General features: G+C 59.6%; 19 protein-coding genes and 1 pseudogene. 5 read left to right on the top strand and 15 right to left on the bottom strand.

The genetic code is table 11. From position 1 onward, the window contains the following. Window positions 1-185 precede the first annotated feature (185 nt). Window positions 186-1,850, bottom strand: a complete 1,665-nt coding sequence (locus JAO29_RS00940) for a ribonuclease J (RefSeq protein ID WP_334266292.1) — start codon at window positions 1,848-1,850, stop codon at window positions 186-188. A gap of 176 nt (window positions 1,851-2,026) precedes the next feature. Between JAO29_RS00940 and JAO29_RS00935 the strand changes: the two genes are divergently transcribed. Then, a complete protein-coding gene (locus JAO29_RS00935; RefSeq protein ID WP_334266291.1) occupies window positions 2,027-3,421 on the top strand; it encodes a dihydrolipoyl dehydrogenase family protein in 1,395 nt (464 codons plus the stop codon). Between the two features lie 30 nt (window positions 3,422-3,451). On the opposite strand, the gene JAO29_RS00930 is transcribed toward JAO29_RS00935, so the two are convergent. The 14 genes from JAO29_RS00930 to JAO29_RS00865 all read right to left on the bottom strand — a co-directional run bounded on the left by JAO29_RS00930 (window position 3,452) and on the right by JAO29_RS00865 (window position 16,816). Next, window positions 3,452-4,306: a 2,3,4,5-tetrahydropyridine-2,6-dicarboxylate N-succinyltransferase gene (locus tag JAO29_RS00930; protein WP_334266290.1), complete on the bottom strand. Its 855-nt coding sequence runs from the start codon at window positions 4,304-4,306 to the stop codon at window positions 3,452-3,454. Window positions 4,307-4,339: 33 nt separating this feature from the next. Continuing rightward, window positions 4,340-5,248, bottom strand: coding sequence for a 4-hydroxy-tetrahydrodipicolinate synthase (gene dapA / locus JAO29_RS00925; protein WP_334266289.1), 909 nt, complete (start codon window positions 5,246-5,248; stop codon window positions 4,340-4,342). Window positions 5,249-5,375: 127 nt separating this feature from the next. Beyond that, window positions 5,376-6,635, bottom strand: coding sequence for a pyridoxal phosphate-dependent aminotransferase (locus JAO29_RS00920; protein ID WP_334266288.1), 1,260 nt, complete (start codon window positions 6,633-6,635; stop codon window positions 5,376-5,378). A gap of 363 nt (window positions 6,636-6,998) precedes the next feature. Next, window positions 6,999-8,273 (bottom strand): aminopeptidase, encoded by a 1,275-nt coding sequence (locus JAO29_RS00915; protein WP_334266287.1) that lies wholly within the window; start codon window positions 8,271-8,273, stop codon window positions 6,999-7,001. Between the two features lie 52 nt (window positions 8,274-8,325). Continuing rightward, a complete protein-coding gene (gene dapB / locus JAO29_RS00910; RefSeq protein WP_334266286.1) occupies window positions 8,326-9,012 on the bottom strand; it encodes a 4-hydroxy-tetrahydrodipicolinate reductase in 687 nt (228 codons plus the stop codon). 16 nt (window positions 9,013-9,028) lie between these two features. Beyond that, entirely contained in the window at window positions 9,029-10,432 is a 1,404-nt protein-coding gene (lysC, locus tag JAO29_RS00905) for a lysine-sensitive aspartokinase 3 (RefSeq protein ID WP_334266601.1), read from the bottom strand. 26 nt (window positions 10,433-10,458) lie between these two features. Then, the gene (gene asd / locus JAO29_RS00900) at window positions 10,459-11,565 is read right to left on the bottom strand and encodes an aspartate-semialdehyde dehydrogenase (RefSeq protein ID WP_334266285.1); all 1,107 of its coding nucleotides are present in this window, start codon (window positions 11,563-11,565) and stop codon (window positions 10,459-10,461) included. Between the two features lie 106 nt (window positions 11,566-11,671). Next, on the bottom strand, window positions 11,672-12,007 hold the full coding sequence (locus tag JAO29_RS00895; RefSeq protein ID WP_334266284.1) for a hypothetical protein: 336 nt from the start codon (window positions 12,005-12,007) through the stop codon (window positions 11,672-11,674). A 131-nt stretch (window positions 12,008-12,138) separates the two neighbouring features. Continuing rightward, window positions 12,139-13,182, bottom strand: a complete 1,044-nt coding sequence (locus JAO29_RS00890) for an isocitrate/isopropylmalate dehydrogenase family protein (protein WP_334266283.1) — start codon at window positions 13,180-13,182, stop codon at window positions 12,139-12,141. Between the two features lie 128 nt (window positions 13,183-13,310). Next, on the bottom strand, window positions 13,311-13,790 hold the full coding sequence (nrdR, locus tag JAO29_RS00885; protein ID WP_334266282.1) for a transcriptional regulator NrdR: 480 nt from the start codon (window positions 13,788-13,790) through the stop codon (window positions 13,311-13,313). Window positions 13,791-13,960: 170 nt separating this feature from the next. After that, complete coding sequence (locus JAO29_RS00880) at window positions 13,961-14,698, bottom strand: lysylphosphatidylglycerol synthase domain-containing protein (protein WP_334266281.1); 738 nt, start codon at window positions 14,696-14,698, stop codon at window positions 13,961-13,963. Continuing rightward, window positions 14,698-15,009 (bottom strand): hypothetical protein, encoded by a 312-nt coding sequence (locus JAO29_RS00875; protein WP_334266280.1) that lies wholly within the window; start codon window positions 15,007-15,009, stop codon window positions 14,698-14,700. Before JAO29_RS00875 ends, JAO29_RS00880 begins: the two co-directional genes overlap by 1 nt. A 36-nt stretch (window positions 15,010-15,045) precedes the next feature. After that, entirely contained in the window at window positions 15,046-15,804 is a 759-nt protein-coding gene (locus JAO29_RS00870; RefSeq protein WP_334266279.1) for a lytic transglycosylase domain-containing protein, read from the bottom strand. Between the two features lie 28 nt (window positions 15,805-15,832). Next, on the bottom strand, window positions 15,833-16,816 hold the full coding sequence (locus JAO29_RS00865; RefSeq protein ID WP_334266278.1) for an HAD-IIB family hydrolase: 984 nt from the start codon (window positions 16,814-16,816) through the stop codon (window positions 15,833-15,835). A gap of 273 nt (window positions 16,817-17,089) precedes the next feature. Between JAO29_RS00865 and JAO29_RS23325 the strand changes: the two are divergent. From JAO29_RS23325 to JAO29_RS00840, 4 genes and pseudogenes are all read left to right on the top strand, one after another. Further along, window positions 17,090-18,345: pseudogene (locus tag JAO29_RS23325) on the top strand (threonine synthase). 10 nt (window positions 18,346-18,355) lie between these two features. After that, window positions 18,356-18,655, top strand: a complete 300-nt coding sequence (locus JAO29_RS00850; RefSeq protein ID WP_334266275.1) for a hypothetical protein — start codon at window positions 18,356-18,358, stop codon at window positions 18,653-18,655. 32 nt (window positions 18,656-18,687) lie between these two features. Then, window positions 18,688-19,035 carry a DUF488 domain-containing protein gene (locus JAO29_RS00845; RefSeq protein ID WP_334266274.1) on the top strand — a complete coding sequence of 116 codons (348 nt, stop codon included), beginning with the start codon at window positions 18,688-18,690 and terminating at the stop codon, window positions 19,033-19,035. Window positions 19,036-19,096: 61 nt separating this feature from the next. Further along, window positions 19,097-20,545: a serine hydrolase gene (locus JAO29_RS00840; RefSeq protein WP_334266273.1), complete on the top strand. Its 1,449-nt coding sequence runs from the start codon at window positions 19,097-19,099 to the stop codon at window positions 20,543-20,545. Window positions 20,546-20,577: the final 32 nt, after the last annotated feature.

Genomic DNA, 20,577 nt, shown 5'->3' with positions numbered 1-20,577 from the left:
CTTCGTCCATCTTCTAATCCGCGGAACCGGCTTGTTCTCCTGGATTGTCGGGAATTAGCCGCTCGCACCTATCTTACCGCCCGGAATTGCGGTTTTCTCCCTGATGTATACTTCGCGGCACTCTTCAAGAGAAACAGAATCGGGCGCCCCGAAGGACGCCCGGCTCGCATAGCTTCATGGAAATCTCAGATCTCCAGAATGACAGGCATAATCAGTGGACGTCGGCTCATGCTCTTCTGGATAAATCGCTTGAGGTCTGTGCGGATCTTTTCCTTGACGACGCCGTAGTCGGCCTTCTCTTCATTCGAAGATCCATCGAGCGTACGCTGAACCACCTGGCGCGCCTCGGCGATAAGGCCTTCTTCAGGAACCGCCATTCCCCGCATCACGATCTCTGGCAGATTCTCGAGCTTACCCGTACCTTTGTTGATCGCAATGATCGGAAGGACGATGCCATCTTCGCTCAGGTGGCGACGATCGCGGATTACCAGATCTTCGACCACATCAGAAGCCGCACCCCCGGAGTCGATACACACACGGCCCACGGTCACCTTACCGGTCTTGACGGCCGAGTTCCGATCCATCTCCAGAACCTCGCCATCCTCCATCAGGATCGCGCGTTCAATCAGGCCCATCGACGAGGCCAGCTCCGTATGGCGCTTCAGATGCCGGTAGTCGCCGTGGATCGGCACAAAGAACTTCGGCCTGACCAGATTGATCATCAACCGCAGCTCTTCCTGGCTTCCATGACCGCTTACATGAATTAGACCCGCCGTGCCGTCGTCATAGATCACCTTTGCGTCGCGCCGTTCCAGATGATCGATCACCCGATAGATCGACTTCTCGTTACCGGGAATCACTCGCGAGCTCATCAGCACCGTATCGTCCGCATCGATACGAGCGAATTTGTGATTGTTGACCGCAGCTCTGCTCAACGCGCTCATCGGCTCGCCCTGCGTTCCGCTGATCATGATGCATAGCTTTTCCGCAGGAAAGTCCTTGATCTGACCGGGATGAATCAGCAGGCCGGGTGCAGGTTCCAGATAGCCGAGATCCTGCGCAATCTCCGTCGAGTTATCCAGCGACCGTCCGATAATGGCGATCTTCCTACCGTGCTTTTCCGCCAGCTCCATCGCCAGCCGGATCCGATGGATCGAAGAAGAGAAGCAGCTGAAGAAGAGCTTTTTCTTCGTCTGTCCGAAGATCTCGTCCAGCCGAGGTCGTACGGCTTTCTCGCTCGGCGTATAGCCTCTGCGGTCCACATTGGTGGAGTCCTGCAGCAGCGCCAGTACTCCCTGTTTACCGAGCTCTGCGAACGCCTGCAGGTCAAATGGCTGGCCGTCGGTAGGCGAGAGGTCAACCTTGAAATCGCCCGTATGCAGTACCACTCCGACCGGGGTGTAGATCGCAAGCGCGACGCAGTCCACCAGCGAGTGCGTAACCCGGATCGGCAGGATCGAGAACGGTCCCAGAGTCACCCGATGTCCGGGAATGATCTCATTGAGCTCGGCATCGTCCAGCAGTTCGTGCTCTTCGAGCTTGCCCTCGACAAAGGCCAGCGTGAACTCGGTCCCGTAAACCGGAACATTCAGCTCCGAAAGAATCCAGGGAAGGCCGCCGATATGGTCCTCGTGGCCATGGGTCAGAACGATACCCCGCACCTTGTCGCGGTTTTCCGTCAGATAGCTGATGTCCGGGACAACGATGTCTACCCCCAACAGCTCGTCTTCGGGGAACATCAGTCCAGCATCGATGACGATAATGTCATCCTGCCAGCGGAGGGCCATGCAGTTCATTCCGAACTCACCGAGGCCGCCCAGCGAAATCAGCTTCAATTTATCTTGTGCCATGAACCTTAAATCTTAGCACTGCTGATGTAAGGTGCCCGCCTGTTCTCTCAAGTTAATGCCCACCCGTTCTCTCAGTTAACCTGCCCGCCTCAATTTTCGGTGTATTCAAATTGGCATGCGAAACTGTTTGGATACGCATCGCAAGCACCTGCCAATTCAGGCCAATAGGAGACTCTATGACTGCTCCTGAGATCTATGACGCCCTCGTCCTCGGTACCGGCGAAGCCGGCAAATTCATGGCCTGGCATCTCGGCTCACAGGGGCTGCGTGTAGCCGCAATCGAGAAGAAAAAAGTCGGCGGCGCCTGCCCAAACTTCGCATGCCTCCCGAGTAAAAATGTCGTCCATAGTGCGAAGGTCGCCTCGTATTTTCAACGGGGACCGGAGTTCGGCATAGTATCCGGAGAATGGCACGTCGATATGGCCGCTGTTCGCAGTCGCAAACGGAAGATGGTCGACGGCCTAGAGGAGCTTCATCTTAACAACTTTCGTAAAAGCGGGGCTGAAATCGTCATGGGCTTCGGCCACTTCATCGCCGAAAAGACGATTCAGGTGGATCTGCTCGCTGGAGGAACCCGCACCCTCCGCGCCGACAAGATCTTCATTGACACAGGCTCACGCGCGACCATCAGCACCGTCCCCGGACTCACCGAGGCGAATCCTCTTACCCACGTCGAGGCTCTGGAGCTAGACATCGTCCCCGAGCACCTCATCATCCTCGGCGGCGGCTTTGTCGGCCTCGAGTTTGCGCAGGCGGTGCGCCGCTTCGGATCCAGGGTCACCATCATCGAACGAAATTCGCACCTCGCCCATCAGCAGGACCCCGACATCTCCGCTGCCATTACAGAGCTCTTCCTCGATGAAGACATTCAGATCGTCACCGACGCCAACGTCGATCGCGTCGAAGGCACCTCCGGAGCCGGGGTGACCCTGCACATTACCTCAGATGGCGCTCCGTCCGAACTCAAAGGCTCACATCTTCTGGTTGCCACCGGGCGCACGCCCAACACGCAAAACATCGGCCTCGAACTCGTCGGAATCGAGCTCACACCAGCGGGTCACATCAAGGTTAACAAGCGTCTCGAAACCACCGCTCCCGGAGTCTGGGCGATGGGCGACTGTGCAGGCTCACCCTACTTTACCCATATCTCCTTCGATGACTTCCGGATTGTTCGCTCCAATCTGGCTGGAGCCAATCGCACCACCACCGGCCGCCAGATTCCTTCCTGTACCTTTATCGATCCAGAGCTGGCGCAGATCGGTCTCTCCGAGACGGAGGCCGCGAAGCAGGGGATACCCTACCGTCTCGCGCGCATCCCGATGGCCGCCATCCTTCGCTCTCGAACCCTCTCCGAGACACGTGGCTTCCTCAAAGCCCTGATCTCGGACGACGATCGCATCCTCGGCTTTACCGCCTTCGGTCCCGGCGTCTCCGATCTCCTTGTCCCTGTTCAGGTCGTGATGTCTGCCAATCTTCCCTATACAGCGCTGCGCGATATCGTCGTCGCTCACCCCACAATGGGCGAAGGCTTCATCAGCCTCTTCTCCGCTGTCCCGGCGAAGAAGCTGTGAAGCCTTCCGGCTACTCTCAATTCGGATCGATCAGCGCAGAACGTCTTCCAGAACCAGCGAAAGCTCCGTCTTCTCGTCCCTGTACTTCACAATCACCGGCGCGGCGACGCTGAGGCCCCACTCCGCTCCCTTTCCTTTCGTAACGGCGCGGGAACCCGGAACCACCACCGCACCCTCAGGGATGATGAGCGGAGTCTCAGCTGTCGCTTTGTAGATCTCGCCCTTCACAAGGTCATAAACCGGCGTTCCACGGGTCAGCACGGTTCCCGCCGCAATCACCGCACGCTTCCGAACGATCGTTCCTTCGTACACCCCGGTATTTCCGCCGACCAAAGCGTCATCTTCGATGATCACGGGACTTGCATTTACCGGCTCCAGAACTCCGCCAATCTGCGCTGCGGCGCTCAGGTGTACCCGCTTACCAATCTGCGCACAGCTTCCTACCAGCGCATGGGAGTCCACCATCGTGCCCTCATCGACATACGCGCCAACATTCACATACGCCGGAGGCATCACGACAACGCCCTTGGACAAGTAGGCTCCGCTTCGCACACTGGAACCTCCAGGAACCACGCGTACGCCATCGCTCACCTCGAATCGGCGCGCCGGATATGTCGCCTTGTCCACAAAGCGAAAGCCATCCGGGCAGCCCATCTCTATCATCTGGCCCAGCCGGAAACCCAGCAGGATACCCCGCTTCACCCAAGCATTGACGCTCCACCCCAATGGAAGCGAAGCATCGGGCTCTGCCGAACGCAGAGCTCCGGCCTCGAGCGCCTCACGTAACTCCAGAAACGCAGTCTCCGCGTCCTTGTTTCCAACCGCCTCGGAGCCCTGGCCAAACCAGTGCTCAATCTGCTCTTGCAAAGAACCGTTCAGACTCACCTGTCACCTTTCCTATGGAAAACATCTTTGAAGCTACGAAGCGCGTTTCGCGGCCACCGTCTTCAGCAGCCCCAACTCCCCGACCAGCACTTCCAGCCGCTTCCTCGTCGCATCGGTCACCGGCGTCATCGGTAAACGCAGCACATCCTCGCCATGCCCGATCATGTTCAGGACACTCTTCACCGGCCCCGGACTCGCCTCCCAGAAGTGCGCGACCATCAGCCGGAAATAACGCCTGTTCAGACTCCGTGCCTTCTCCCAATCGGCCGCGAGTGCCGACCGGACCATCGTCGACATCTCACCAGGAATCACATTCGACGCTACTGACACCAGCCCTGCGCCACCAAGAGCGAGTACAGGAAGCGCAACCGAGTCGTCGCCTGCGAAGACCTTGAATCCCGTTGGTGCGGTCGTCAGAAGCTCGGTGATCTGTGTGATGTTCCCGCTCGACTCCTTGATCCCAACAACATTCTCGAGCTCTGCCAATCGCAGGACCGTCGCCGGCTCCAGATTCACGCCTGTTCGTCCTGGAATGTTGTAGAGCAGCACCGGAAGATCAACTGCCTCTGCGATGGCGCGAAAGTGCTGGTACTGCCCCTCTTGCCCCGGCTTGTTGTAGTAAGGGTTCGCCGTCAGGACCCCCGTCAGGCCGGAGACCGTCGCCAGCTTCCTCACCTTGGCGACCGCCTCCTGCGTGGAGTTGTTCGTGCATCCGCCAAACACCGGCACCCGTCCTGCCGCCGTCTCTGCGACAATCGCCACTACCCGCAGCCACTCCTGCTCGCTCAGTGTGGCTGCCTCGCCCGTCGTGCCGCAGGGAACCAGAAAACCGATGCCGCTCTCAATCTGCCAATCGACCAGAGCGCGTAACGCCGCCTCGTCCACGCTCGTATCCCCGCGGAAGGGGGTCACCAGCGCTGTTCCGCAACCCATCAATTCCATAATGATGCAAGTTTACCGCGTACCGGCTTGACTGGGATCAGGCAGCAGGCCCATCCCAGCCAAATCTTTCGCAACAGAAAAAGCCCCGGCACATGGCCGGGGCTTACGTCTCTGTACCTCCGGGTGTTTAGCCGCGATACAGCTCCGAAGGCACGTGATATTCCGGCATGTAGAGAGATGCACCATTCGCGGTTCCCGGAGCAGTGTCCATGCACTTCACAAACGCCGTCTGGAACTTCGCCATCTCCGGCTTGGTGCCGACGGTGACGCGAACATAGTTCGGCATCGCGGGCCATGAACGGCCAATGGCAATGTTCTCCTTGATCATCGCCGCCTGGAATTCGCGACCTGGCCTCTTCACATCGACCATGAAGAAGTTCGCCTGCGATCCGGGAACGACCTTGTAGTTGTGCTTGTGAAGGAACTCGAGCGTCTCAGCCCGGATATCAGCATTGATCTTGCGGCGCAACGGCACCAGATCCTTATCCTGCAGGCTTGCCCTGGCTGCGGCGGAGCTGGTGATCGAGATGCTCGCAAGGCTGCGGGCCGCCGGAGCTACAGTCGAGAACTTGGCCAGCAGTTCGGGCCGTGCAATCGCAACACCTGCGCGGAGGCCAGCCATTCCGTAGATCTTCGAGAACGTCCGCAGAACGATGATGTCCTTATCCGCAGCAACCTGATCGATGACACTGTCCTGGTCGGAGAAGTGGTGGTACGCCTCATCGACGATGACTACAGATCCAGCAGGCTTGTTCGCAAGCAGCCAAAGGATGTCTTCCCGCGGCGTGATTGTACCGGTCGGGTTATTGGGATTCACGATGTAGTACGCGCCGGGCGAGGGATGCGCCTTCACCATTGCTTTTACGTCATGCGCAAATGCGGCATTCAGCGGCACCGGAACCTTCGGTGCCTTCATCGTCTCGGCAGCCCGGAAGCCTTGCTCGTAGCTCGGATCGCCATAAACCAGCGGCTTGTCGGGACCTATGTTCGACATCAGTGCCAGATCCAGAGGTCCGCCCGATCCAGGCGTCAGAGCGACATATCCGGGCTTCAGGCCGAACAGGTCGTTGAAGACCGCAACCGTCTTCATCGTCTCTTCCTGGTGATAGCGGCCGCCCAGCGGCGCCGTCTCAGTAATCGCCGAAAGCGCAGACTGTGCCGGTCCGAGGGGATTCTCGTTCGAGCTGATGATCACCGTATCCGCAGAGATGTGGCGCGCCATTCCCATGCTGCCAAAACCACGGGCCGCGCCGGGGCCCTGTGCTGGAGCTGCCGCAGGCTGCTGGACAGCAGCTAAAGCCGGAAACGAGGTAGCCGCAGCTGAGGCTGCCCCGAGAATTCGCATAAAGGACCTTCTGGAAACACTTGTATTGACGCTGGAACTCATAGGGACTTCCTCCGAACGCGATTTACGCGAGCAAGCTATTTGGGATACACGGGATGCAAGGACGCGACGACCTGCGGTCGTGCGAAAGGCCAAGATCGGAAATTCGAACTTGTCCTGCGGAGCGTCACGGCTCACGCAGCAACTACGATGTGGTGGGATTCAGGGATACTGACGTATCAGACCTACGTTGTGTTTCAATTTACAGCGAAAAAGAACCCCGCGCACGAAAAACTTCTCGTGCCGCGAAAAAAACTGCAAACCTCAGGCGAATCGTCGATCCTTTTGCGGATTCCTTGCAAAATAATGCAAAAGAGCCCGGCGCTCTGCCGGGCTCTTTCATTCCTCATCTCCTCGATTTCGGTCCTAAACCCACGCGCCTTTGCGCATCAGCGGTTCCGCTGTTCCATCTGCGGAGATCCCATCAACGTCCATCTCTGCCGACCCGATCATCCAGTCGACATGGATCAGGCTCTCGTTCGCGCCCAATGAGGCCAGTTGAGCGGAGTCCATCTTCTCTCCGCCGATGAGGCAGGTGGAGTACGCCTGTCCCAGCGCGATATGACTCGCCGCATTCTCGTCGAACAGCGTATTCCAGAACAGGATTCCGCTCTGCGCAATGGGCGAGTTGTGCGGCACCAGCGCAACCTCTCCCAGCCGCCGTGCACCCTCGTCCGTGGAGATCAGCCGGTTCAGAACATCCTCACCTGCCGTTGCCGTGGCCTCGACGATCTTGCCACCCTCAAAACGTACGGCGATATTCTCGATCAGTGTTCCCTGGTGCGAAAGAGGCTTGGATGCCCGTACCCGTCCATCCACCCGGTCCTTATGCGGAGTCGTGAAGCACTCCTCCGTGGGAATATTCGGCTGGCAGTAAATCCCGTTTCCTGCGGTCGTTCCGCCTCCAGCCCAAAGATGCTCATCCGCCAGGCCCACCTTCAGATCCGTCGAACCGTCGGCGGACTTGAAGTGCAGGGCAGAGAAGCGCTTCGCATTCAGCATGTCTACGCGCTTCTTCAGCCGCTCTCCATGCTGCCGCCACTCTGCGACAGGATCGTCCGCATCCACGCGTGAGGCGGCGAAGATCGCCTCCCAAAGCTTGGCAACGGCTGCTTCCTCGGTCTCGCCCGGAAACACCAGCTTCGCCCATTCCGGAGTCGCTGCGGCGACGATCGTCCAGTTGATCTCGTGGCGCGTAATCAGCTCCATTGCAGGCTTGCCAGCCTTGGAAGCTGCTACGTTCGTTCGTGCCACCTTGGCCGGGTCCTGCTTGGCCAGTAGGGCTGGATTCGCGCCCGCAATGGCAAGCCGCGCTGCTCCGCTGCGAAACCCATTCGCGATGGCATCCTGCAGCCATGTTGGAGCATAGTCGAAGCTTGCGTCCGGCGCGTACTGGTACCGCGCGAGCACGCTCGGATCGTCGCTGTAGAAGGTTGTAACCAGCTTGGCGCCGGCTTTATACGCCTGCTCGACAATCTTGCGGGCCAATGGAAGCGTCTCCATCGGGGCCGTCATGATCAGCTCCTGACCTTCCTTCAGGCCCAGTCCGACTTTAACTGCAACTTCCGCCAGTCGATCCAGCTTTTCATCCAAGGTCAATTCGCTAAATGGATTGGCCTTTACCGCTTCAGCAACGCTCATAGTCATCATGTCCTCAATTAGGTTTGACGCGAAGCTCGAGGAAGCGATTCACCTAGACCTTCGTGCAGACGTCCTGGAAGTCGTAGCAGCCGCTGTGAGTCGAAATCCACTCGGCTGCCCGCACGGCACCTTCGGCGAATCCCCGCCGCGAATGCGCTTCGTGGATCAGGACCAGCCTGTCTGCACTGCTCTTCGCCTCCAGCACATGCAGTCCTGCCGCATCGCCAACCCGATGTGCCTGGATCGGAATCTCTGCCAGCCCTGTTACAGCCTGAACCGTTTTGGCCAGCGTAATCGCCGTACCGGAAGGCGAGTCCAGCTTGGTCTCGTGATGCGTCTCCTCGATAGAGAACTCGTAGCCCGCACCCTTCAGCAGCTCGCCCATCTTTTTCGCCATCTGCAGCATGGCCTGCACGCCGACGGAAAAATTGGTCCCGTACAGCAGCCCGGCCTGTCTGCGCTCGGCAAGCCCGCGCATATCAGGAAGCTTGTCGTACCAGCCCGTCGTTCCGACAACCATCTTGGCCCCGGTCGCAAGCACCGCCCGCATGTTCTGGACCGCCGCCTCCGGAGTCGTAAAGTCGATCACGACGTCGAAGCCTGCAACAAAGGGAGGCGTCAACGCAGACGCGTTTGCATTCTCCTTCGCATCGAGCACATGGACGCTGTGACCCCGCTCAGCCGCTACCTCAGCTACCAGCTTGCCCGTCTTTCCGTGGCCCAGCACCAGTACACGCATCTTCAGAGATTCCTTCCTAAGCCCTGCTCTCCGCAGGGACGCGAGCCGTCACATCAAAGATGTTCTCGTCGGGGCTGGCGAAGAAGTTCTTGTGCAGACTCCGCACCGCCTCTTCCACGTCTTCCTCGTCAATCATGAAACTCATGTTGATCTCGCTGGCTCCCTGCGAGATCATCCTGACGTTCACGTGGCTTACTGCAGTGAAGACCTGTCCGGCAATCCCATTGTGACCGCGGATATCCTCGCCCACCATGCAGATCAGGGCCTTGTTGCCTTCCATCTTTACATCTGCAATCTTCGACAGCTCCTCGGCAATCTCCGGCAGCCGCTCGTTCGAATCCACCGTCAGGGAGATGCTGACCTCACTGGTCGAAACCATGTCGACGACGCACTTGTACTTATCCAGTACATCGAAGACCGACTTCAGGTACCCGTGCGACATCAGCATCCGGCTCGCCACGATGTCGATGATCGTCAGCTTCTTCTTCGCCGCAATGCACTTGAACGGGCTCTTGCATCGCGGAGCTACCGCCGTAATCTTCGTGCCTTCATTCTCCGCATTACGCGAATTCAGAACCCAGACCGGAATGCTCTTCTGCACTGCCGGAAGTATCGTCGCCGGGTGCAGCACCTTCGCGCCGAAGTAGGCAAGCTCCGCAGCCTCTTCAAAGCTGATCGTCTTCACTCGCAGTGCGTCAGGGACTATGCGAGGATCGGTCGTCATAATGCCGTTCACATCAGTCCAGATCTCAATCGCACCCGCGTGCAGTCCGCCACCAACCAGAGCTGCCGTATAATCGCTTCCGCCACGCCCCAGCGTCGTCGTGATTCCCTCAACCGTCGATCCGATGAAGCCGCCCATAACAGGGGTCTTACCCGCCTCAACCAGAGGAAGCACCAGCTCCGTCAGCTTTGCCTCGATCGCCGGCTCCTGCGGAGCAGCTTTGCCGTAGTTCGCATCCGTGATGATGCAGCTTCGCGCATCGACGTGCGTTCCGTTCAGGCCCTGTTGATCGAACGCAGCGGCAACCATGCGGCTCGAAAGTCGTTCGCCGAAGCTCACCACCAGATCGCTTGTTCTCGCCGTAAGCTCTCCCACGGCTGCAATGCCGCGCAACAGGTCATCGAGCGCGTCGAACTCCTGATGGACAGATGCCTGCAAAGCCGCAAACCTCTGCTCGTCTAGAAGCTCCGTCCCCGTATCGATATGCCGATGGCGCAATCGGGCGCTGATGGCCATCGCCCCGGCCTTATCCCCGCGTCCCGCCGCGGCCGCCGCCGCTAGCAGCTGATCCGTTACCTTGGCCATGGCCGATACGACGACGATCGCCTCGAGACCCTTGTTCCTGCGCCCCGCAACGATAGCTGCGGTTCGCAGCATCGCCTTCGCGTCTTCGACGGAGGTTCCGCCAAACTTCATCACGACAAGCTGTTCCCGTGCCTCACTCAAGCCAGCACCGCCTGACCCTCTGCGGCGCCGGTGGGAATCCCCAGCTTATCCAGCTTGCCCATCCGCGCCAGTACCTCGGCATTCAGCAGCGCTGCTCCCGCGGCGCCGCGAATCGTATTGTGCGAAAGCACCACGAACTTCCAGTCCAGCAGCGAGCACTCACGCAGCCGTCCCACCGTCGCTGCCATGCCGTTGCCGCGCATCCGGTCCAGACGGGGCTGCGGACGATCTACCGCCGCATCGAACTCCACCGGAACCTCTGGCGCTGTTGGCAGGCCTTCCCCGCGCAGCGGTGCGAACTCGCTCCACGCCGCAAGAATCTCCTCCCGCGTCGCCTTCTTGCGGAACTTGACGCTTACGCACTCCGTGTGGCCGTCTTCCACCGCCACGCGGTTGCAGTGCGCGCTCACCTTGGCATCCAGCATGGTAACGCTTTCGCCGTTCAGGTGGCCCAGCAGCTTGCCGACCTCTTCCTGCATCTTCTCTTCTTCGTTCTTGATAAACGGAACGACATTGCCCAGGATGTCCAGCGAAGGCACACCGGGGTATCCCGCGCCACTGACCGCCTGCATCGTCGAGACGAACAGGCTCTCAATCCCGAACCGCTCCTCCAGAGGTTTCAGCGCCAGCACCAGTCCAATCGCCGAGCAGTTCGGATTCGTCACGATAAATCCGCCGCTCTCGCGTCTCCACGACTGTGCCTCAATCAGTGGCAGGTGACTCGCATTCACCTCAGGAATCACGAGGGGAACATCCGCGACCATGCGGAATGCACTCGAGTTCGAGATCACAGCGCACCCGGCTGCCGCAAACTTCGGCTCCAGTTCGCGCGCGATGTCCGCGTCCAAAGCGGCAAAGATAATCTTCGGAAGCTCGCCCTCGCACAGCTCCGGCACATTCGGCTGCACCTTCATCGCCGCGATCTTTGCCGGGAGCTGGGTGTCCAGCTTCCACTTACACGCCTCTCCGTACGTCTTGCCCGCGCTGCGATCGCTCGCCGCAAGCCAGGTAATCTCAAACCAGGGATGATTATGCAGAAGCTGAATGAATCGCTGACCGACCATGCCGGTCGCGCCAAGAATGCCAACCCGTCGCCGTTCCATAGTCTTTTAAGAATAACGCGGCAGGTTCGCTTGCGTCACGATCCGTTCATAAAAGCACCGATCTGGTAAGAAATCATGGCTGACCAGCGTCGGGTCGGATCAGGCTTTAGAGGTCCGCCCGCCGGCTTCGGTACGTATGCCCTCCGCCCATCCAGACCAGGATCGCCACCACCAGGTGAATCACAAACCACAGGCTTAGCCCCTGATCCAGGTAGATCAGGTACAGAACCAGCGCGCGCGGCAGCAGAACCGCGAAGACAAGCGGAATCCATCCCACCAGATGGAAGGGGATCAGCACCCCCTGAAACCAGGCCACTACCAGGGAAACGCGAGGAAGAAACAGCGCAAAGACCAGAAACCAGAAAGGGAGCCGATGCGAGATCAGCGCCAGACTGAAACCGTGTCCCACCACCTCTTGCCACAGTGCCGCCGCCATTCCCATCCGTTCTTCTCCTCTTTCATTCAGTAAGTAAACTCAGCCTTTGCCCTCTCCTTCGATGCAATCTTCGCCCTGATCGTCTGCTCGCCCATTCCCTCGAAATACTGTAAGCAGTTACTCCCTTGAGCCCCGTGCTACTTCGCAGCTGTCGAAGAAGCCATCGCCTCGAGCACCGCGTCTGCAAAAGCTCTCGTTCCGCTCTGGCCTCCGACGTCGCGAGTCAGTGTCTTGCCCTCGCGATACACCTGCTCGATGGCGTTCTGCACCATCTCTGCCGCGGCACGTTCATCAATGTGGTGCAGCATCAGCACAGCCGACTGCAACAGCGCCGTCGGATTCGCCATATCCTTGCCCGCAATATCAGGCGCGGATCCATGCACGGCCTCGAAGATCGCGCATTCGCGGCCGAGGTTCGCTCCGGGAACCAGCCCCAATCCGCCAATGAACGCACTGCACAGGTCGCTCAGGATATCGCCGTAGAGATTCTCCGTCAGCAGAATGTCGTACTGGTAGGGATTCAGCACCAGCTGCATGCAGGTGTTATCGACGATATGTTCCTTGTACTCAACCTCCGGGAACCCTTCGCCAACCCTGCGGCAGCAGCGCAGAAACAGTCCATCGGACAACTTCATGATGTTCGCCTTATGGATCGCATGAATCTTCTTCCTTCCATGCTTGCGCGCATAGTCGAAGGCGAACTGCGCAATCCGTGTCGAACCTTTGTCCGTGATGATCTTCAGCGACTGCACCACGCCGGGTACAATCTCGTGCTCCAGCCCGGCGTACAGATCCTCCGTGTTCTCGCGAACGATCACCAGATCGATGTCTGGATACTTCGTCGCCAGCCCGGGAAGATTCTTCACCGGGCGAAAGTTCGCATACAGGTCGAACTTCTTACGCAGGGTCACATTGATAGACGCAAATCCTCCGCCCACAGGCGTCGTCACCGGCCCCTTCAGCGCCACCCTGTTCTGCTCGATGGAGTCATACAGCGCCTGTGGAATATACTCGCGCGTCTGCTCGAATGCCTCTGCGCCTGCAGCAAACCGGTGCCACTCGAAACCGACTCCGGTTGCCGCTCCCGCGATCTCGACAATCTTCACGACCGCTGCAGTGACCTCCGGCCCGATCCCATCGCCCGGAATCAACGTAATCTTGTGCGTTCTTTCCACTGCCATCTCTCTCCCCAGCTCTCTTCCCGTGTTGTTGCTCTTCGAATCTACCTTCAGTCAACTGTCATTCCGAGCGCAGCGCAACGAAGTCGAGGAATCTGCTTCTCTACCACCCTCGCCCGTTCCAATCCGCATCATCGTTTCTTCTTCTGGTCCTTGCCGTTGCCGCTCAACAGCTGTTCCAGCTCCTGCTTGAACTCACTGACATCTTTGAAATCTCGGTACACGCTGGCGAACCGTATGTAAGCAACGGTATCGATCTCCTTAAGACGCGACATGATCAGCTCGCCCACCTCCGAAGTCGACCGCTCCCGCTCCGGCGAATCCACGACGAACGCCTCAGTCTCATCCACAATCTGCTCCAGCTTGAGAGCCGAAACCGGCCGCTTCTCGCAGGCGTGCAATAGTCCGCTCAGAACCTTTTGGCGATCGAACTTCTCTCTTCGCCCGTCCTTCTTCACGACCATGTAGGGAATCTCGTCAATGCGCTCGTAGGTGGTGAACCGCTTGTTGCAGCCCTCGCACTCGCGCCGCCGACGGATTGAGTCCGCCTCCTTGCTCTCTCGTGAATCGACCACTCGATCCTGGCTAAAACCGCAGTAAGGACACTTCATCGGAATACCTTGATTCTAGCAGTGATACGCGCGGGGCCTTGGATGCACCGCTTCAGCCACCCGCCCGGATCGTCGCAGTACCGGAGCGAGCCCCACTGCTGACCCACCACCGGGTGCCCCATCTTCGCAATAGCTTTATCGTCGCTAGGTGGGAACGATGCGTGCCAAAGCTACTCCTGCACCACTCCGGCCTCTTTACCTGCCTGTTCACTCTCCGTCGCAATGCTGCTCAGGCTCACCTGCTCCATCTGGGCGAATATCAACCCAGCCGGAATAATGCAGAGGAACGTCACCACCAGCAGCAACGCGCCGCATGCTGTGGCCGCCTCGATCGGTGCGCCGTAGAAGGTATGCATCGCCGTCGCCGTCACCGCAATCTGCGTAAACCATCCCACAATTGGAAGCTGCAGCAGGCTGCCGCCGATACTTGCCGCCATCAGCAGCATCGCTCGTGAAAACGACAGGGTCGCCAGCTCCGGCGTCTGGATGAAGGCGTGAGCCGTCTGCACGTAAGCCGACGCAATCATGATCCACATCAGCAGGGAGATCCCGGCGACCACCGCGAACTCGCGCATACTTCTCAGCGCATTCAGGCCCTCGCGAAACCCGGCGATCTTCTCCGCGATGCTCTCGGCGGCAGGCTTCGACACCGGGCTCAGCACCGTTCGCGCAAAGCCTGCTACGGCTCCCCCCGCCACCCGAACAACCACCGCGAAGATCGCAATCGCCAGCGTCACGGCAAGGCTGCCGATTCCGGCTCGCATAAAGACATGTTGATGCGGCATGTTCTTTGGCATAAACGCCAGGGCAGTCGAAAAGATCAGCGCCGCTGCCCCCAGGTCGAACATGCGCTCCAGTGTGTACACCGCAATCTGCGAGCTCAGAGGAAGCTCAATCTTTCGAGCCACTAGGTACGGCCGCGTAAGGTCGCCAGTCGACCAAACAGTGCCACCGCCGTGAATCCAATAAACTGCGGGCCAATTAGGGCGGTTGCTTTCACCTCTTTGGTGGGTTGTACCAGCACGCTCCATCGAAACGCCCGCAGCCAATAGGTCGCGTAGATCAGGGCGATCCCCGCAATCGCGTGTCCGGCGGAGATGTACCGCAGCTGCTCCCAGAAGTTGGCCCAGTCAAAATGGATCCGGTCGCGGTAAACGAAGACGATTACCGCAAGCACGACAATCAGGACCGCCCACAGGGCTCCGCTGCGTTTCTTCATGGAATGACTAGCGCCTCGCTTCTGGGATTCGTTGCCTTATCTCGTTCGTGCTATCTGTTCGGCTACGCCAGACATTCGCTTGCGCCGGTTGAACTCGCGAATGACCCTTGCCACATAGGCCCGCGTCTCAGGATACGGCGGCACACCGTGATATCGATCCACTGCCGCCGGTCCGGCGTTGTATGCCGCCAGCGCCAGCGCAACATTGTCGTGGTAACGCGTCAACAACCCGTCGAGGTACGTTGTTCCACCGGCGATATTCTCCTCCGGCTCAAACGCATTCTCTACACCCAGCTCCCCCGCCGTCGTGGGCATCAGCTGCATCAGTCCCTGAGCTCCCACTCGCGATACGGCTCGGACGCGGCCACCGCTCTCGGCCTTGACCAGGCTCGCCAGCAGATCCGCGTCGATATTGTGGGCTCCTCCGGCATGGGTGAGCATCGTCTGCATCTCCTCGCCAGTCAGGGCCACCGGTTTCGCATCCACCCGGCTCGGAGAGGTGATCGCGGGGTGCTCGTCACCATTCTCGGAGCGGAGTTGCGCATCCGGAATCATCTCAACCCGAGCCACCGCACCGGCGGCAACATCCAGGTAATTCATCCCCGCATTGCCGGAGCTCTGTGCAGGCAGAAGAAACAGCCGCACGTGGTCGCCATGCATCTCTCTCCGCGCGCAATCCAGTTCAAAACCGTTCTTCAGGGTGACGTGTTCGGCGGCGCGCGCGATGGGACACACCGCGACCGCGAGCGCAAATAACGCCTCTGCCCATCCGCACGAACTCAGCTGTTTTCTCACTCCCAAAAGCCTATCACCGCGTGCCAGCCTAAAGCGCACTCACTATCGTGGGATACAAGTCACCGGCCAGTGCCGCTTCAACCGCTATCGCGACCCCATCTTCGGCGTGATGCCCGCCTACCAGCCAGCCCCGTCCAGCTCCCGCCACCTTCAGGCTCTCAGGAGCATTTGCCATCAGCACCGCTGAACCCGCTGCTTCCAACATGGACACATCATTCCAGTTGTCCCCGATCGCCAGGATCTCGTCGCTCCCAATCCCGCGCTCCGCCGCCAGATCCAGCAGCGCCCGTCCCTTGCTGCATCCACCCGGCAGAATGTCCACAATACTCAGGTCACGCTCCGGATACTCCGTGCGGTGCAGGGCTGCCTCCGCCCCCGGGCTCACCTCGTGTTCTCCGCGCCGCACCTCGTGCCTTCCCAGTGGTTCCAGACCTACGCCCAGCACCTTCGGGTCGAGCAACAGCTTCGCCTCAGCCTCGCGCATCCGTTCGATCGTGCCGCACAGCATCATCTGGATCAGCCCCTCCCGTCCCAGGGCATCCTCCATCGGAACCACGCGCTCGATGTAGGGTTCATTGGCCGCCATCCACCTGCCGATGCTTCCGTTCAGCTCCTCCATCTCTTCCACCACCAGAGCTCCACGCGTGTCTTCACCATCCAGTCGAACCCGATCAAAGGTAATCAGCAGCGAGCTCCGAAACTCACCCATATGCCCGACCAGCCACTTGGCCGTCTTCTCCTGCAGGAGGCTTCGCTCCAGCAGGCGCGCTCCGATAGTCCGGACCACCGCGCCGTTCGAGCTGATCAGACCGTTTTCTTCCCGCAGCCCAAGCCCTCGCAGCACCCGCATCGCGTAGCTGTGTCGCCGCCCGGTCGCAACCACCACCTCTACGCCGGCCTGCTCCGCAGCCTTCAGCGCCGCGAGGTTTCGCGCGCTCACCTGCCCGTCCGCGCCCAGCAGCGTCCCATCCATATCGACAGCAACCATGCGCATCCGTTGGCCTTTGCCCATACCCACCATTCTCTCATCGGCCCGGACAAGCCCTTAAAGGGAGAGACCCAGGCCGAGGCCGATCTTAGCCGTGCAGACCCAAGCCGATTCGCAGGGTTCGCCCTGCTGCCCTCTCCTCAAGTGCCTCGCGTGTCTTACTGTCCGGGTACCCTGCATTCGCTGCTTTCAGCGTCAGATAGGGTATCGGGTGCCCCATCTTCGCGACGGCCCTTTCGTCGCTAAGGTGGGCTTGCTGGATCTCCTCCCCGCCACCTCCTCTAGTAGCATCGAGTTATGCCCCGCATCGCCTTCCTCGAGTGCTCCCGCTGCCACAACCACGTCTCCGCCGACACCCCGCAGACCGTCTGCCCCGCCTGTGCCGGCTCCCTCTACGTTCGCTACGACATGGACGCACTCAGGCGCACTGCCCGCCGAGACGACATCGCGGCCAGAGCAGCGGCATCCCCCGCGAGCCTCGGTATGTGGCGCTACTCCGACGTCCTTCCCGACGTCTCCCCTGTCACCCTAGGTGAAGGCTGGACCCCCATGATCCACTCCCGCCGCTATCCCGGCCTCTACCTCAAGGAAGAAGGCGCCAACCCCACCGGAACCTTCAAGGCCCGCGGCCTCGGTATGGCCGTCACCATGGCCAGGCACTATGGCCTCCAGCACCTCGCCGTACCCTCCGCCGGTAACGCCGCCGGAGCCCTCGCCGCCTACGCCGCCGCCGCCCAGATCAAGGCCCACATCTTCATGCCCCAGGACGTCCCCTTCGCCAACTACGTCGAAGGCATCGTCTACGGAGCCGACGTCAACCTGATCGACGGCCTCATCTCCGACTGCGCCCGCATCGTCGGCGAAAAGATCAAGGCCCAGCGCGAAGCCAACACCCCCGCCGCCGAAACCTGGTTCGACATCTCCACTCTCAAGGAGCCCTACCGCGTCGAAGGCAAAAAGACGATGGGCTACGAGCTCGTCGAGCAGCTCGGCTGGACCTACCCCGACGCCGTCTTCTACCCCACCGGCGGAGCGTCGGCCTCATCGGCATGTGGAAGGCCTTCGAGGAGATGGAGCAGCTAGGCTGGGTCACCGGCAAACGCCCGAAGATGTACGCCCTCCAGGCCGCAGGCTGCGAGCCCATCGTAAAGGCCTTTGAGGAGCACAAACCCGCCAGCGAGTTCTTCCAGAACGCCGACACCTTCGCCGCCGGCCTCCGCGTCCCCAAGCCCTACGGCGACTACATCATCCTCGACATTCTTCAGCAATCCGGCGGCAAGGCCATCGCCTCCGACGACGCCACCATCCTCGAGAGCATCCTCGACTACGGACGCAACGAGGGTATCTTCCTCTCCCCCGAAGGCGCGGCCGCGACCGCTGCCTACGACCAGCTCCTCGCATCCGGCGATCTCAAGCCCACCGACAAGGTCGTCCTCTTCAACACCGGCGCCGGCCTCAAGTACACCGATATGACCGCCGATGCCATGCACCTCCGCCGTCCCGGCACTCTCCCGACCAGCCTGCCGGTAGGAGGCATCATCACCCCGCAATAGGAGAAGAAGCATGGGAATTGATATCCAGTTACAAGATGAGGATGGGAAGATCCTCGAACACGTTTCTGATGAGAAGCGTCTTCTGCATGATCTTCTTCCGGGAGGCGATCATTCACTTTTATCTGGAATTGATCCCTATGGGGACACAATCTTCAATCGCATTCAGATGGACGATTTCCTAAGCGAATGGAGCAAGCTCAAAATGAAACAAATGAATTCTGCACAAACTTTGCATTTGGATCGTATCGAATGCCTCGCACTCAAATGCAAAAAAAGCGTTCACCTGTACTTACGTTTTGTCGGTGATTGAGTCGACTACCCCGCAGTAAGATATTGTCGTCTATGCGAATCGCGATCAAGCGCGTCTATCAGGAACCCGATTCTACGGACGGGTTCCGCATTCTTGTCGATAGACTCTGGCCGCGCGGTCTCAGTAAAGAACGAGCAAAAGTGGATCTCTGGCTCAAGGACATTGCCCCCAGCACAGAACTTCGCAAGTGGTTTCATCACGACCCGGCAAAATGGACGGACTTTCAAAAGCGATACAGGCAGGAACTGAAATCGAAGAGTAGCGAGCTTGAGACTCTGAAAAAAAAGACCCATGAAGGACCTGTCACGCTGCTCTACGGCGCGAAAGATGAAGCCCACAACGAGGCTGTTGTCTTACAGGCAGTCCTGCGATCGAAATAGGTCTGCCTGTTTTCTCAATTCAGTCGGAACGTTTCCCCCATCCGCTCCGTAGGAGATCTCTATGCGCTCCCTCGCCGCACTCCTCTGCCTCGTCTCCGCCTGCTCACTCGCCCAGACTCAAAAACCCGCCAGCGAACCCACAGCACGCATGCGGCAGATCATCACCAGCTACACCGATGACAAATCCTTCATGGGCACCGTCTTCGTCATCAAGGACGGCAACACCCTCATCGATCAGGGCTACGGCTCCGCCGATCTCGAATGGAACATCTCCAACTCACCCACCACCAAGTTCCGCCTCGGCTCCATCACCAAGCAGTTCACCGCCGCCAGCATCCTGCTCCTCCAGGACCGCGGCAAGCTCTCCATCGACGATCCCGTCAGCAAGTACATGCCCGACGCTCCCGCCGCCTGGTCAAAGATCACCATCTACAACGTCCTCACCCACACCTCCGGGATCCCTAACTTCACCGGCTTCCCTGACTACCGCTCGACCGAGTGGAAGGACACAAACCCGACCGAGCTCGTCGCCCGCTTCCGCAACAAGCCGCTCGAGTTTGAGCCCGGCACAAAGTTCAACTACTCCAACTCCGGCTACGTCCTCCTCGGCTATCTCATCGAAAAGATCTCCGGTCAGACCTACGCCGACTTCCTCCAGCAGAACATCTTCACGCCCCTCGGCATGACCTCCACCGGCATCGACTCCAACGTCGCCATCCTCCCGCAGCGCGCCCAGGGCTATCACCGCACACCTCGCGGCATCGAGCACGACGGCTACATCAGCATGACCATCCCGTTCTCCGCGGGCGCGCTCTACTCCACCACCGGCGATCTCCTCAAGTGGGAGCAGGGGCTCTTCGGTGGCAAGGTCCTCAAGCCCGAATCGCTCGCAAAGATGACCACGCCCTTCAAAGGCGCTTATGGCTGTGGTCTCTTCATCCGCACCATCGACGGCCACAAGCTCATCACCCACGGCGGCGGTATCGAAGGCTTCAACACCTCGCTCAACTTCTACCCCGACGACAAGCTCACCGTTATCGTGCTCGGTAACCTCGCTGGTGGAGCACCCGATATGATTGCCTCCAGCCTCGGCAAGGTCGCTCTCGGCCAGCAGGTCATCCTGCCCTCCGAGCGCAAAACCATCGACGTCTCACCCGCCCTCCTCGCCGAGTACGCAGGCACCTACCGGATGACCGACGCCCCCATCGACAACATCATCGCCATCAAGGACGGCCACCTCACTTCCAAACTCGCCAACCAGCCCACCGTCGATCTTTTCGCCGAATCGGAGACGAAATTCTTCCTCAAAGTGGTCGACGCCCAGGTCGAGTTTTCCGGGATCCGCGACCCACGCCATCAATCGCCTGGTCCTCAATCAGGGCGGCGTGCAGCACGAAGGCAGAAAACAATAATCCTGCTGAAACAGAGTGGCCGCCCCATCCAGGGCGGCCACTCTGCTTCAGCGAAAATCACTGCGGGCCGCATGTCGGCTGCAGGCTCGTCATTCTGATCTTAGTGGATTGGTTTTCGTAAAAACCTCCC

The sequence above is a fragment of the Edaphobacter sp. HDX4 genome, assembly GCF_036877565.1.
Classification (GTDB): domain Bacteria; phylum Acidobacteriota; class Terriglobia; order Terriglobales; family Acidobacteriaceae; genus Edaphobacter.
The sequence above is the reverse complement of the archived record's forward strand: the minus strand, read 5'-3'. Positions and strand labels throughout refer to the sequence as shown.